Origin of the sequence: Hyphomonas sp. (assembly GCF_041398385.1) — a bacterium.
GTDB lineage: Bacteria > Pseudomonadota > Alphaproteobacteria > Caulobacterales > Hyphomonadaceae > Hyphomonas.
Map to the genome: position 1 here is coordinate 223,731 of NZ_JAWKUW010000002.1, position 12,167 is coordinate 235,897.

General features: G+C 63.5%; 15 protein-coding genes. 9 read left to right on the plus strand and 6 right to left on the minus strand.

Annotated features, from left to right (window positions below):
* Nucleotides 1–38: 38 nt before the first annotated feature.
* A complete protein-coding gene (locus tag R3C13_RS05880) occupies nucleotides 39–464 on the minus strand; it encodes a DUF3576 domain-containing protein (protein ID WP_371309887.1) in 426 nt (141 codons plus the stop codon).
* A 105-nt stretch (nucleotides 465–569) separates the two neighbouring features.
* Here R3C13_RS05880 and R3C13_RS05885 point away from each other — a divergent pair, with 105 nt between their 5' ends.
* Together R3C13_RS05885 and R3C13_RS05890 are read left to right on the plus strand one after the other, a co-directional pair.
* Nucleotides 570–1,748 carry a porin gene (locus R3C13_RS05885; protein ID WP_371309888.1) on the plus strand — a complete coding sequence of 393 codons (1,179 nt, stop codon included), beginning with the start codon at nucleotides 570–572 and terminating at the stop codon, nucleotides 1,746–1,748.
* Nucleotides 1,749–1,862: 114 nt separating this feature from the next.
* Nucleotides 1,863–2,285, plus strand: a complete 423-nt coding sequence (locus R3C13_RS05890) for an NtrZ family periplasmic regulatory protein (protein WP_371309889.1) — start codon at nucleotides 1,863–1,865, stop codon at nucleotides 2,283–2,285.
* Here R3C13_RS05890 and R3C13_RS05895 read toward each other — a convergent pair.
* Nucleotides 2,275–2,910 (minus strand): thiamine phosphate synthase, encoded by a 636-nt coding sequence (locus R3C13_RS05895; RefSeq protein ID WP_371309890.1) that lies wholly within the window; start codon nucleotides 2,908–2,910, stop codon nucleotides 2,275–2,277. The genes R3C13_RS05890 and R3C13_RS05895 overlap by 11 nt on opposite strands.
* On the opposite strand from R3C13_RS05895, the gene R3C13_RS05900 reads away from it, so the two are divergent.
* The gene (locus tag R3C13_RS05900) at nucleotides 2,909–3,568 is read left to right on the plus strand and encodes a YggS family pyridoxal phosphate-dependent enzyme (protein ID WP_371309891.1); all 660 of its coding nucleotides are present in this window, start codon (nucleotides 2,909–2,911) and stop codon (nucleotides 3,566–3,568) included. The genes R3C13_RS05895 and R3C13_RS05900 overlap by 2 nt on opposite strands.
* Here the strand turns inward: R3C13_RS05900 and R3C13_RS05905 are convergent.
* The gene (locus tag R3C13_RS05905; RefSeq protein ID WP_371309892.1) at nucleotides 3,565–4,074 is read right to left on the minus strand and encodes a L,D-transpeptidase; all 510 of its coding nucleotides are present in this window, start codon (nucleotides 4,072–4,074) and stop codon (nucleotides 3,565–3,567) included. The two genes, R3C13_RS05900 and R3C13_RS05905, sit on opposite strands and share 4 nt — an antisense overlap.
* 99 nt (nucleotides 4,075–4,173) lie before the next feature.
* Here R3C13_RS05905 and R3C13_RS05910 point away from each other — a divergent pair, with 99 nt between their 5' ends.
* Nucleotides 4,174–4,860, plus strand: a complete 687-nt coding sequence (locus R3C13_RS05910; protein ID WP_371309893.1) for a response regulator transcription factor — start codon at nucleotides 4,174–4,176, stop codon at nucleotides 4,858–4,860.
* On the opposite strand, the gene R3C13_RS05915 is transcribed toward R3C13_RS05910, so the two are convergent.
* Both R3C13_RS05915 and R3C13_RS05920 read right to left on the minus strand, forming a co-directional pair.
* Complete coding sequence (locus R3C13_RS05915) at nucleotides 4,861–5,664, minus strand: exodeoxyribonuclease III (protein ID WP_371309894.1); 804 nt, start codon at nucleotides 5,662–5,664, stop codon at nucleotides 4,861–4,863.
* A gap of 309 nt (nucleotides 5,665–5,973) precedes the next feature.
* Entirely contained in the window at nucleotides 5,974–6,636 is a 663-nt protein-coding gene (locus R3C13_RS05920; protein WP_371309895.1) for an outer membrane lipoprotein carrier protein LolA, read from the minus strand.
* Nucleotides 6,637–6,862: 226 nt separating this feature from the next.
* Here R3C13_RS05920 and R3C13_RS05925 point away from each other — a divergent pair, with 226 nt between their 5' ends.
* The 4 genes from R3C13_RS05925 to R3C13_RS05940 are packed head-to-tail and all read left to right on the plus strand — an operon-like array spanning nucleotide 6,863 to nucleotide 8,974.
* A complete protein-coding gene (locus R3C13_RS05925; protein WP_371309896.1) occupies nucleotides 6,863–7,750 on the plus strand; it encodes a tetratricopeptide repeat protein in 888 nt (295 codons plus the stop codon).
* A gap of 27 nt (nucleotides 7,751–7,777) precedes the next feature.
* On the plus strand, nucleotides 7,778–8,428 hold the full coding sequence (locus R3C13_RS05930) for an LON peptidase substrate-binding domain-containing protein (protein WP_371309897.1): 651 nt from the start codon (nucleotides 7,778–7,780) through the stop codon (nucleotides 8,426–8,428).
* A 7-nt stretch (nucleotides 8,429–8,435) separates the two neighbouring features.
* Nucleotides 8,436–8,672, plus strand: coding sequence for a Trm112 family protein (locus R3C13_RS05935; protein ID WP_371309898.1), 237 nt, complete (start codon nucleotides 8,436–8,438; stop codon nucleotides 8,670–8,672).
* Nucleotides 8,669–8,974, plus strand: coding sequence for a gamma-butyrobetaine hydroxylase-like domain-containing protein (locus tag R3C13_RS05940; RefSeq protein WP_371309899.1), 306 nt, complete (start codon nucleotides 8,669–8,671; stop codon nucleotides 8,972–8,974). The genes R3C13_RS05935 and R3C13_RS05940 overlap by 4 nt, the downstream gene beginning before the upstream one ends.
* Before the next feature lie 4 nt (nucleotides 8,975–8,978).
* Here the strand turns inward: R3C13_RS05940 and R3C13_RS05945 are convergent, their stop codons facing one another.
* A complete protein-coding gene (locus R3C13_RS05945) occupies nucleotides 8,979–10,217 on the minus strand; it encodes an FAD-dependent monooxygenase (protein ID WP_371309900.1) in 1,239 nt (412 codons plus the stop codon).
* Nucleotides 10,218–10,429: 212 nt separating this feature from the next.
* Here R3C13_RS05945 and R3C13_RS05950 point away from each other — a divergent pair, with 212 nt between their 5' ends.
* Nucleotides 10,430–11,815: an ammonium transporter gene (locus R3C13_RS05950; protein WP_371309901.1), complete on the plus strand. Its 1,386-nt coding sequence runs from the start codon at nucleotides 10,430–10,432 to the stop codon at nucleotides 11,813–11,815.
* The last annotated feature ends 352 nt before the right edge of the window (nucleotides 11,816–12,167 follow it).

Consider the following 12,167-nt stretch of genomic DNA (forward strand, 5'->3'; position numbering starts at 1 on the left):
CACACCCCCTGATTGTCGTCTGGTTGCAGACCGGCCTTCTAGCCGAGTTGAGCGTTCTTCAGCGTCCGCGCCCGGTCAAGAATGGCATTCTCAAGCTGGATGGCAGTTTCCGGGTCCACGTCTGCATCGCTCCATTGGCCGCCTTCATTGACCTGCCGGAAAACCGAGACTTTGACGCCGTCCGCACGCAGCCGCGTGTCGAGGATGTAGACCGTCGCCTTGATCCGCTCATCCTTTGCCGACGGGAAGCTCATCCAGTCATAAACGATCAGCCCACCGATCGGATCTGCGCTCTGGACCGGCATCTTGTCGAACGTGTCCAGCGCGGCACGCCAGAGATAAGGGTTCACCGTGCCGATATTCTCGGATGCGACGCGGGAGTCGGCGCTGACGCGCTTGACTGACTGGCACCCGGTGAGCCCGATAAGGGCAGCGGCTGCCGCAGCGAGGACAAATTTGTTCATAAGAAGGATTCCCAAGCGCAAGACCTTGTTCACGGGCGTTTGTATAACAACACGAGTCAGGGCTCGCCAGTGCCGATGTGCGCTGGATAGGGCCGGGAGAGAATCATGGATCGTCTGGCCATTTCACTGGCGTTTCTGGGTGTTGTGGCCTTACCCGCAGCCGCGCAGGACGTGTGGGAAGAAGAAAGCCTCTGGGAAACCGGCGTCACCGGCGAAGCGGCGCTCGTGGCTTCGCCGGGTGAAGACGACGAAACCCTCCTGCGTTTCGGCATTGGTGCCTTTGCGAACAGGGTGCTCGACAATGGGCTCGAGATTGGTGTCGTCACCGGGGTGAGGTTCGAGCGCGACCATCCGGCGCGCGCCGGCTTTTCGGGCATCCTCGCGGCACCTGCAGGTCAGCAACCGCCAGTGATTGGGGCGTTCAGCGGCCTCGCGGCTGCGGCGGTTGTGGAAGATGCGGGGGCCCGCGGGGCCATCGAGACTGCCTATGTCTATGCGGAAGGTGGGTATGGCGAGATCCGGCTCGGTCGCGACGAAGGGATCGCAAAGCGGTTCAGCGAGGGCGCGCCTTCTGTGTTTCGCACCCTTTCCCTGCATGCGCCTCAGCTGGATCCGGGTGGTGTGGCCCTCGTCCGGACCGATCATGACCTTACCGGCCCCTCGGCAAAAGTATCTGTTGCGACGCCCCGCATAATCGGGTTGCGTGGTGGCCTGTCGTTCACGCCTGAAGCGTCCACACGCGGTCTGGACCGCGATCCGGCCCGGATCTTTCCCGGTGCCCCGGCCGTCTCGATCCGCAATGCGGCCGAGGCTTCGCTCAGCTTCAACCACCGGTTCCGCGCAACCGGGCTCCGCACGCGCGCTTCAGTTGCTTACAGCCACGCTGACGTGGATGCGGCCCCCACCTCACCGGTCGATTATGACAGCGTCACCACTTTGTCAGCGGGCGGCTCTCTCGAATGGGAGGGTTTCGTTCTGGGTGGCAGCATGCTCGACAGCGATAACGGGCTGGCCGACACGCCGGGCGATTACACAGCCTGGACTGCGGGACTCAGCCGGGAACTTTTTGGGATCCGCTGGGGCTTCGAATATGGAGAGGCAGAGGACGATACTGTCCAAATCGACGGCAAATCCTGGCGATTCGGGGGAGCGAAGGCGTTTGGCGATCACGCGGCGGTCGCATTGGGCTACCGGTCTGACACGGTGGACCTGCTGACAGGCGCACACAGCCTCTATCTGCCGGACAGCGAAGGGATTGTGTTAGAAATCACACTATCCCGTTAGAATTGTATCTGTGTCAGTATTTTAATCTTCTGTTTACGCACTCGGGCGCTTAATCTTTAGGCAGATAAGGTGCGGACAATGCGGCTAGGGCTGTTAATCACTGCAACGGTTGCCATGACGGCGCTGGCATTGCCGGCGGCTGCTCAGGAAGCCGCGCCTGCACCCAGCACTCAACTCGATTCGCCGCAGATTTCAGACACACGGGCCGGTTCGGTCGATTGGTATCGCCAGTTCGCTCTGGCAAAGCCGACAGAAGCACGTCCCGTCTGGCAGGCTGAGCCTTCCGAAGATGTGTCCATGCAGTTTGGCGGCAACACGCGCTGGGAATTCAGCCTGGACAAGCTTTCGCGTCCTGACTCTGCTGTTTCGCCGCTGCCGCGCGAAGAAATGCAGGCCGGTGCAACGTTCAAGATCACTCCGCGCCTGTCGGTCGGCGGTGAAGTCAGTGTTGGGGCTGACAAGCTGAATGATGTGACCCAGTGGGAAGAGCGGAATGTCGAGGCTGGGATCCGGCTGAAATCGGCGTTCAAGTTCTAGGGCCGAAAACCCGTTCAATTCCTTCGATTCCTGCAATGCCTGCTACAGGGGCTATCTTGCTTGCCGTTTCGGCTGTGAGGCCGCCGAGGGCGTAGAGGGGCGTTTGTGTGCATCGGGCGAATGCCCTGAGGCGAAGTGGGCCCATGGGGGTTCCGGCGCTGGGGCTGTCCGACGCAAAGACGGTTGAAAGCAGTGCCGCATCAACCGGCGTATCCTGCAGCAATCGCACCTGTTCCGGAGAATGAGCGCTGGCCGTCATGAGGGGGAAGCGGGTGCGCCATTTCCGCGCCCCGGACCGAGCAGCAAAGGGCCAGTGCACCCCGTCTGCTCCGACGTCGGCGGCAAGGCCGGGATCGTTGGCAATCAGCACCAAAACATGACTTTGGCGTGCGACAGCGATGATCCTGCGTGCCATTTCATACCGGTCAGCCGCGCCAAAATGGCGGTAAATGATGCCCCAGCCGGCCGGAAGGCGCGAGGCCGTCTCGGCCGGGTCGGGCGTCCGCTTCGGATCGGTGAGGAAGAAGACCGGCGGGAGCCCGGTGGGCAAATGCGCCGCAGCGGCACGCGCGGCGCTGCGAAGCTTGCGTTCTGCGCGATTCCGGTCTTCCTGCTGCATACACATGACTGATACCGACACGCTCTCCATTGCCAAGCGCCGCGAGGCGGTGCTGGCGGAACTTTCCGCTGCCGCGACCCCGGCCCCGACGCTCGTCGCAGTGACGAAAACGCAGCCGGATGAGGCAATCGACGCCATTCTGGACACGGGCCAGCGGGTTTTCGGCGAAAACCGGGTGCAGGAGGCCGAAGCGCACTGGGCCCACCGGCGCGCTGCCTATCCGGACCTTGAGCTGCACCTCATCGGCCCCTTGCAGACGAACAAGGCGGACGAGGCGGTGCGCCTGTTCGACCTGATCGAGACGCTGGACAGGCCGAAACTGGTCCACGCACTGGCGAAAGCCATGGAGAAGGCCGGGCGCCGCGTCCCGGTCCTGGTCCAGGTCAATACGGGCGAGGAACCGCAAAAGGCCGGTGTTGCACCGCGCGACCTGCCGGCGCTGCTACAGGAAGCGCGCGATGCCGGGCTGGAGGTGCGCGGCCTGATGTGCATTCCGCCGGTGGATGAGCCGGCGGGCCCCCATTTCGCCCTTCTGGCAAAGCTCGCCCGGGAGGCCGGGCTTCCGGTTCTCTCCATGGGCATGAGCGGCGATTATGCGACCGCGGCGCGGTTCGGCGCGACGCATGTGCGCGTCGGGACGGCGCTGTTCGGCGCACGCAGCTAAGTTCGGATTTCGATTTCAGAACCGGATTTTGCCGTTCTGAGTACACCAAGCAAATCCTGGACTGCCATCGCGATGCAGCCCTCCGTACCGCGCCAGTCCGGCTGAGCGAGATGCATGAAAATGGCGCTGCCCCGTCCCGGCACGGGAGGGTCGTCATTGTATCCAAGCTCGACCACCAGGTCGTAGGCATGGTCGTCCCGCCACATTTTTTCGTGGCTGGCCGCATAAGGCAGGCGGACAAGCCGGTTGTAGTTCGGGTCGTCCGGTGCGTCACACCAGCCGTCACCTGGTGTCAGCGCGACGACGGTCAGCCCGGTTTCAGGCGGGGCGACCCGGTCAGGCCGGTAGAAAACCCGGCGCAGGGGCCAGATGCCGGCAGGCGAGGCGCCGTCGCCTTCCCGCTTGTCCGCAGCCGCCACCACGCCGCTCTTGCCAAGAACGCAGCGCACACTGCGGCCTTCGAAGCAAAAGCGCCCGTCCGCATTGGCAATGAAGTCTGCGCTCACGCACCTCTCCCGCTCTTGTGATCGACTAATCCCTGTTTTCTTATGGCATCTTCACGCTGTTCGGATAAGAGCGGGCGCGAAACGCGAAGGAGGCAGCCCATGGCGGCCAAGAAGACAATCCTGCTGGTGGACGATGATCAGGACCTGCGTGAGGCGCTGGCTGAACAGTTCGAGCTGCATGACGGGTTCGAGATCCTGCAGGCCGAAAATGCCAATGCCGGAATCCTCAGGGCAACGACGGAGCGGCTGGATCTCATCCTGCTCGATGTCGACATGCCGGACATGGATGGCCGCGAGGCATGCAAGATCATGAGGCAGAAGGGTGTGCGCACGCCGATCATTATGCTGACCGGTCAGGATGGCGACGCCGATACGATTCTTGGCCTCGAATCCGGCGCCAATGACTATGTCACCAAGCCGTTCAAGTTCTCCGTCCTGCTGGCGCGGATCCGCGCGCACCTGCGCAGCTTCGAACAGTCGGAAGATGCGACCTTCAAGATCGGCCCGTATGAATTCCGCCCGTCGATGAAACAGCTGCTCACCTCGGATGGTCGCAAGGTGCGCCTCACCGAGAAGGAGACCAACATCCTGAAATATCTCTACCGGGCCGGCGGCAAGCCGGTCGCGCGGGATGAGCTGTTGTCGGAAGTCTGGGGCTATAACGCGGCGGTGACAACGCACACTCTGGAAACGCACATCTATCGCCTGCGCCAGAAGGTGGAGCCGGATCCGGCGAATGCGCGCCTGTTGCTGACCGATGCCGGCGGCTACCGTCTCCAGCCCTGATCAGACTTTAATCTCGATACTGACCGGTGCGTGGTCGGACGGTTTCCATCCGCCGCGCCAGCCGAGATGAATCCTGTAGGAATCGACCTTCGTGTCCGGAAGCGCCGCGGGATTGACCCAGATATGATCGAGGCGGCGGCCGCGATTGCTCTCGGCCCAGTCCTTCGCGCGATAGCTCCACCAGGTGTAGAGCTTCTGCTCATCCGGCACGGCGAGTCGCGCGACGTCGGCGAATTTCGCAAGATTGCGGGAGGATTCGAGCCGTTCGGTTTCTTCCGGCGTGTGCGAGACGATCTTCAAGAGCTGTTTGTGCGACCAGACGTCGTTTTCGTGCGGGGCGACATTGAGGTCACCGACGAGCACGCGCGGGGTTTTCGTCTGCTTCTTGTAGGCGGGCCCCAGGCGCTCAAGAAAGTCGAGCTTGTGCGCGAACTTGTCGTTCGTTGCGGGGTCGGGCTCATCGCCGCCGGCGGGCAGGTAGATGTTGTGGACCTCCATGCCGGCAACTTTCGCGGCGATGACGCGGGAATGGCCCTCGCGGCAGAGATCCGGCGCCTCGATCCGCTCCAGCGGCAGGCGCGAAGCGATGGCGACGCCGTGATGGCCGCCCTTCTGGCCGTTCAGCACAAGGTGCTTCAACCCCATTTCGCGGAAGATCTTTTCGGGGAATTCGCCGTCCTGGCACTTGGTTTCCTGCAGGCAGACGACGTCAGGCTTCTGCTCGGCCACGAAGGCCTCGACATTCGGGGCGCGCAGGCGGACCGAGTTGATGTTCCAGCTGACGATCTTGAGGGTCTTTGGCATCCGCGCTGGGTAGCATTGTTCCCCGAAACGTCAACGCGCCCGAGCGCGGGGGGAGCTCGGGCGCGCCTGACGCGGTTTCCAACGTCTCGCCGGGAGGGGAAGGCTCCGGCAGCGACATCACGGTGGTTCACAGCGGGGGGTCGGGTGCTGCGCGGGGTATGCCGTGTGTCGACAGTTGCAAAGATGTCACTACAGGCGAAAACTTCAAGTAAATTATGTGTTAACAGCTTGTGTTTTCCGCAACAGCATTCGCCCCGGACGTGACCGGCCGGGGCGGACCTGTATGTTTTTCAGCAGCGGACGCCGGAGCTATTCGTCCTCGAAATCCTTGACCGTGAAGAGGCGCGGACTGAGCTTTTTGCCGGTCTGGACGTCGCTGAGTTCGACTGAGGTCATGTTGCCGGCGCCATCGACGGCGCGCCAGCCGACCAGGTCACGCTTTGCGCCCGCAAAGATCAGGGTCAGCGTGCCGTCCATTTCACCGGACTTGTCGCGCAGGGTGACGCCGACGCGGTCGCCAGTCTGGATGACGTCGACGATCTCGGCCTCGGTCTTGAAGTCGAGCTGGTCGTCGAGCAGCAGGGCGAGTGGCGTCGAGCCGAGCGGCACGCGGTCTGTGGTCTCGAGTTCGGAATCCTGCATGGCGACCGTGGTGCCGTTGCTGACGATCAGCAGCGGGGACGGGTCGTCATATTCGAACCGGACCTTGCCGGGGCGCGACAGGGCAAAGCGGCCGGTCACGACGGTGAAGTCGGGCGAGAGCTGTTCGAAACGGCCGCTGGCGGTTTTCACCTTCTCCATCGAGGCGGCGACTTCCTTCAGCAGCGTGTCGCGCTGGGCCGGGGTCAGCGCCGTGCTGGCGGCGTCGGCCGGCGCGGTCACGGCCGGGGCGGCGCCCGCCTGCTTTGCCACGGCGAAAGGCGCAGCGACAAGCGCGGTGGCGGCAACCAGGGTGGCGAGGCGGATCTTCATGGAGGGTCTCCTTTGGTGACCTTGGACTTACACTTAATCGCCTGAACCCTGCCTAAACAGGGCCGGATTAAGGTATTTTGGCCGATTTTCGTTGGCCGCTGTTCAGCCGGCGGCAAAAACGCACTCCGGATGGACCAGAGATGAACGCAAAAGCCGCGGCAGCGTTCCGCTTGCGAAAGCGCCCGCAAACGCCCATCTTCGCGCCAGCTTGCAAGGGATCAATGCCATGGCTGACGCCGCCGCGCTGCACACGAAAGACAGCACCGACCAGGAGTTCATGACCGATGTCGTGGAAGCCTCTAACACCCAGCCCGTAATCGTCGATTTCTGGGCGCCCTGGTGCGGCCCATGCCGCCAGCTGGGCCCGATCATCGAGCGCGTGGTCGAAGGCCACAAGGGCGCGGTGAAGCTGGTCAAGATCAATATCGACGAGAACCCGGCCTTTGCCGGCCAGCTCGGCGTGCGGTCGATCCCGGCGGTCTATGCGTTCGACAAGGGTCGTCCGGTCGATGCTTTCCTCGGTGCCCTGCCTGAAGGCCAGGTGCGCGGTTTCATCGACAAGCTGCTGTCCGGCACGGATTCCGCGCAGGCGATCGCCGAAGCGCTGGCCCAGGCCGAGGCCGCAAGCCAGCAGGGTGACATTGCCACGGCGGCGCAGATCTATGCCGCCATCATCAATGAAGAGCCGGAAAACGTCACCGCCATTGCAGGCCTCGCACGCTGCTACCTCGCCAATGGCGACAAGGAACGCGCGAGCGCAACGCTCGACATGATCCCGGACGACAAGAAGAACGACTCCACCGTCAAGGGCGTGCGCATGGCCATCGAGATGATGGGCGATTCGCCGGCGGCCGACGAATTCGATGCGTTGCTGGATGCGGTGATGGCGAGCCCGGCGGACCACGACAAGCGGTTCGAGCTGGCCGAAGCCTATGCCGGTGCCGGGCGCTATGCCGACGCGGTGGACCATTTGCTGATCATTCTTGGTGCCAAGATGGATTGGGCCGAGGGCAAGGCGAAGCAGAAACTGCTGCAGGTGTTCGAAGCGGCCGGCGCGACCGACCCGGTCACGGTCGAGGGACGGCGGCGTCTTGCCTCACTGATGTTTGCCTGAGGCGGCCGGCGCCCCACTTATAGAGTTATGAGTGGAGCGCCGTTTCATTCCATCAGGGACCTGCCGGACACGCTGGCCGTGTTTCCGCTGCCGGGCGTTCTGTTGTTCCCGCGCTGGCCGCTGCCGCTCAACATTTTCGAGCCGCGCTACCTGAACATGGTGGACGATGCGATGGCCGGAAACCGGCTGATCGGCATGATCCAGTCCACCGGAGGCGAGCGTCAGGCGCCGGACCTTGCCGCCATCGGCTGTGTCGGACGGATCACGAGCTATTCCGAGACCGAGGACGGGCGCTATCTGATCACGCTGACGGGGCTTGCCCGGTTCCGGGTCGCGGAGGAACTGGATGTGCGCACGCCCTATCGCCAGGTGCGGGCAGACTGGACAGAGTTCGCGGATGACTTCCATGAACCGGACGTCGAACCGCCCGGAACCCGCGCAGGCCTGATCGCTGCGCTCAACATCTATTCCGACGCAAAGGACATGTCGGTCGACTGGGATGCCGTCGGCAAGGCGGACCTTGAAGGCCTGATCAATGCCCTCTGCGCCGGATGTCCTTTTTCCGTGATGGAAAAACAGGCCTTGCTGGAAGCCGTGTCGCTGCAGCAAAGGGCGGAGCGGCTCGGCATTCTTCTCAAAATGGATTCCGCTGGCCCGGACCGCGGAAGCCTGCAATAGAAAACCCATGAGTACCGACCAGTCCCCGCCGCGCAAACCCCATTCGGGCGTCGATCCGCGGCTTCTTGAAATCCTGATCTGCCCGCAGACGCGTCAGCCGCTCAGCTATGACGCCGAACATAACGAGCTTGTGTCACCGCGCGCGCGCCTTGCCTATCCGATCCGCGGCGGAATCCCGATCATGCTGGTCGAGGAAGCCCGCGACCTGACACAACCCGATCCGCCCCATGGAGAGACCGAATGAACGCCGAAGCCTGGCCCATCCGCCTGACTTTCCGCAAAGGGGCGCAGGAATTGTTTGCCGAATTCGACGACGGCACGTCCGGCACCGTCGGCTACAAGCGCCTGCGGGAACAGTCGCCCTCCGCTGAAGTGCGCGGCCATGGCGGCGGTCCGCCGCCGCCGCAAAAGCCGGTGCCGGAGAATATTTCCGTCGTGAACGCCGAGCCGGTCGGGCGCTATGCCCTGCGCATCTTTTTCAGTGATGGCCATGACAGCGGGCTCTATAACTGGTCGCTGCTCCGGGATCTGACAGTCGGCGCCTGAGCGCTCAGCGCATCAGGCTGGGCAGGTGCTTCTGGTCGGCGCTGGCCTGGCGGGCCATGGCCCGGCGCAAGGGGCCGATCTTGTTGGCCGCCGTCATGGCAAGGCCCCGCAGCGGCTTCATCACCGCATTGTCGTTTGAAAAGGCCCGGTCGATCACGTCCATGAACATGGCGACACTGGCGGAGTCGAAGCGCCGCCATTGCTGGTAGCGTTCCACGGCGGCATCGGCCCCATGATCGAGACCGACTTCACGCGCTTCGACCATCACGTCGATCAGCGCGGCGACATCCTTGATGCCGAGATTGAGGCCCTGGCCCGCCAGCGGATTGATCCGGTGGGCAGCGTCGCCCAGCAGGGCGGTGCGGGGGCCGGTCATGCGCTGGGCGAGTTTCATGCGCAGCGGATAGGAAACGACGGGACCGTCGATTTCCATGCGCCCGGCAAAGTCCGCGAACCGGGCGTTAAGTTCGGCTTCCTGGTCTTCCTTCGGCAGTTTTGCCAGCGCCTCGGCGGCGCCGCGCTTCATGTACCAGGCAAGGTTGGCGCGATTGTCGGGCATGGGCAGGGTCGCAAACGGCCCCTCCGGCATGAACAGCTGGCGCGCGATGCCGCCATGCGGCCGGTCCAGCTTCACATTCGCGGCGAAGACGGATTTGCCATAGTCGTGCTCTTCCGTGCCGATGCCGAGTGCGGCGCGGACCGAGGAGTTGACCCCGTCGCAGGCGGCGACCAGCCGCGCCCGGATCTCGGTTCCGTCTTCCAGGCGGACTGTGGCGCCGGCCGGATTGGTCTCAAGACCGGCAAACCGGGCGCCGCGGAGCCAGGTCAGGCCTTCCGTTTCGCCGGTGATCCGGTCCAGCGCGGCCTGAAGATCGGCCGAAGGGATCATCTGGCCCAGCGGCTGGCCGTCTTCATCGTCCGGCAGGTCTTCATTGCCGAAGAGGACAAAGGGCGCGCCGAAAGCATGGGTGCCGCCATCCACGGCTTCGAGGCCGTTGAGGGGCTCGGTCACGCCTTCCAGCAGGGGATGAACGCCGGTTGCGCCGAGCAGGCGCCAGCTGCCGCGGACGATGGCGAAATTCCGCGTATCCATTGCAGGTATTGCAGAAGGGTCGCGTCCATCGACGAGGATCGTGGTGAAACCGCGCTGGGTGGCGAGGATCGAAAGCGAGGTGCCGACCGGCCCTGCCCCGATCACGACAAGGTCCACTATTCCTTCCGGCACTTCGTATGGTTTCGTCATGGTTTCGAGATAGCGAGCCGCCCGCCCCGCGTCCAGCGATGGCGTAGATTTGGGCGATTGGCCGCATCCCTGCCCAGCCTTTGACCACGAGTCTCCAGATTGGGGTGTTGAGTCTGCCGCCCGAGCGACATTCGGGCGGACCCTAAATCATATCGGGGGTGGGAGAGCGCGGGGGGTCCCGAGCTCCGGAACCAGCGACATGGAGGGGCCGAATGGGCCAGACATTGAAAAGATGGGTGCGCGGGGTGGCATTGCTGCCAGCCTTTGCACTTACGGGGGCGCTCGCATACGCACAGGATGCCGATCTCGAAGCACGTCTTTCCGCGCTTGAGGAATCCGTCAGCGGAAGCGCCAGCTCCTATGTCGACAATTCCTACCTCTTCCTGATCGGCGGCCTGATCGTCATGTTCATGGCGGCCGGGTTCATGTGTCTTGAAGTCGGCCTGGTGCGTTCGAAGAACGCCGCCATGCAGTCGATGAAGAACGTCCTGCTGTACGCCGTTGCCGGCCTCATGTTCTGGGTTGTCGGCTACAACATGGCCTATCCGGGCAGCACGATCCTCGGCGGCCTGCTTGGCACCACGCCGGGCATCTGGAGCGGCGGCGACCTTGGTGTCGAAAGTGATGCCGGCTACGCGCCTGCTTCCGACTGGTTCTTCCAGATGGTGTTCGTGGCAACCGCTGCCTCGATCGTCTCCGGGACCGTCGCTGAGCGCGTCAAGCTGTGGGGCTTCCTCGCCTTCACTGCAGTCCTGACGGCCTTCATCTATCCGGTTGTCGTCTCCTGGGAATGGGGTGGCGGCTATCTCGACTCCGCATGGGCCTTCTCCGACTTTGCTGGCTCGACGCTGGTCCACTCGGTCGGTGGCTGGGCGGCGCTCGTCGGTGCCATCATCATCGGACCGCGGACCGGCAAGTATTTCGGCAAGCAGGTTCACGCGATGCCGGGTTCCAACATCCCGCTGGCGGGCCTTGGTACCTTCATCCTGTGGTTCGGCTGGTTCGGCTTTAACGGCGCCTCGCAGCTCGCTGCCGGCACGGTTCCCGACATCAACTCCGTCGCCCAGATCTTCGCCAACACCAATATGGGCGCTGTCGGCGGCACGCTTGGTGCGATGATCATGACGGCGATCCTCTATAAGGGCAAAGTCGACGCGACCATGGTGTTCAACGGTGCACTTGGCGGCCTCGTCTCGATCACCGCTGAGCCGCTGACCCCGACCATGGGCCAGGCCGTCCTCATCGGCGGCGTGGGCGGCGTGCTCGCCGTGCTGACGGTTCCGCTGCTCGACAAGGTCAAGATCGACGACGTGGTCGGCGCCATCCCTGTGCACCTCGTCTGCGGCATCTGGGGCACAATGATCGTTCCGGCAACGCACGGCATGGCGATTGTGCCGAACGAAGCCGGCGACCCGAACTTCGTCGGCCAGTTCGTCGGCGTGGCGCTCACGGCGGTGTTCGTGTCGGCTGCTTCGCTTGTCGTCTGGCTCGCGCTGAAGTTCACCATCGGTGTCCGCGCGACCGAGGAAGAAGAAATGATGGGCATGGACAAGGCGGAAGTCGGTCTGGAAGCCTATCCGGACTTCACCGCAGGCTGAGCCTCGACACCTTCCTGATCAGTCCCGGCAGGTCTCCTGCCGGGACTTTTCTTTTTAGGGCTCGCAGCCGCCGGAGCCGTTAATTTTACACACCGCCACATTAGGAACCCCTGCCGGAAACATGGAAGGTGTTAACGGATGGGGCTCGCAAACCCGTCCGCATACGGCAGACATATGTCAAGCTTGCTCTCAGGCCCCCAGCTCCGGGAGCGCCGATTCCTTCCTGTTTCACGGGACTTGGTGCGCCTGCGCGTCGTCTCGCAGGCCGCCACAGAAGTGTGCCGGCGACCCCGCATTGCCGTAAATCTCTTCGCGTCAAATTGTTAAAGCGGGCACTGCGTCTTGGGCAGGC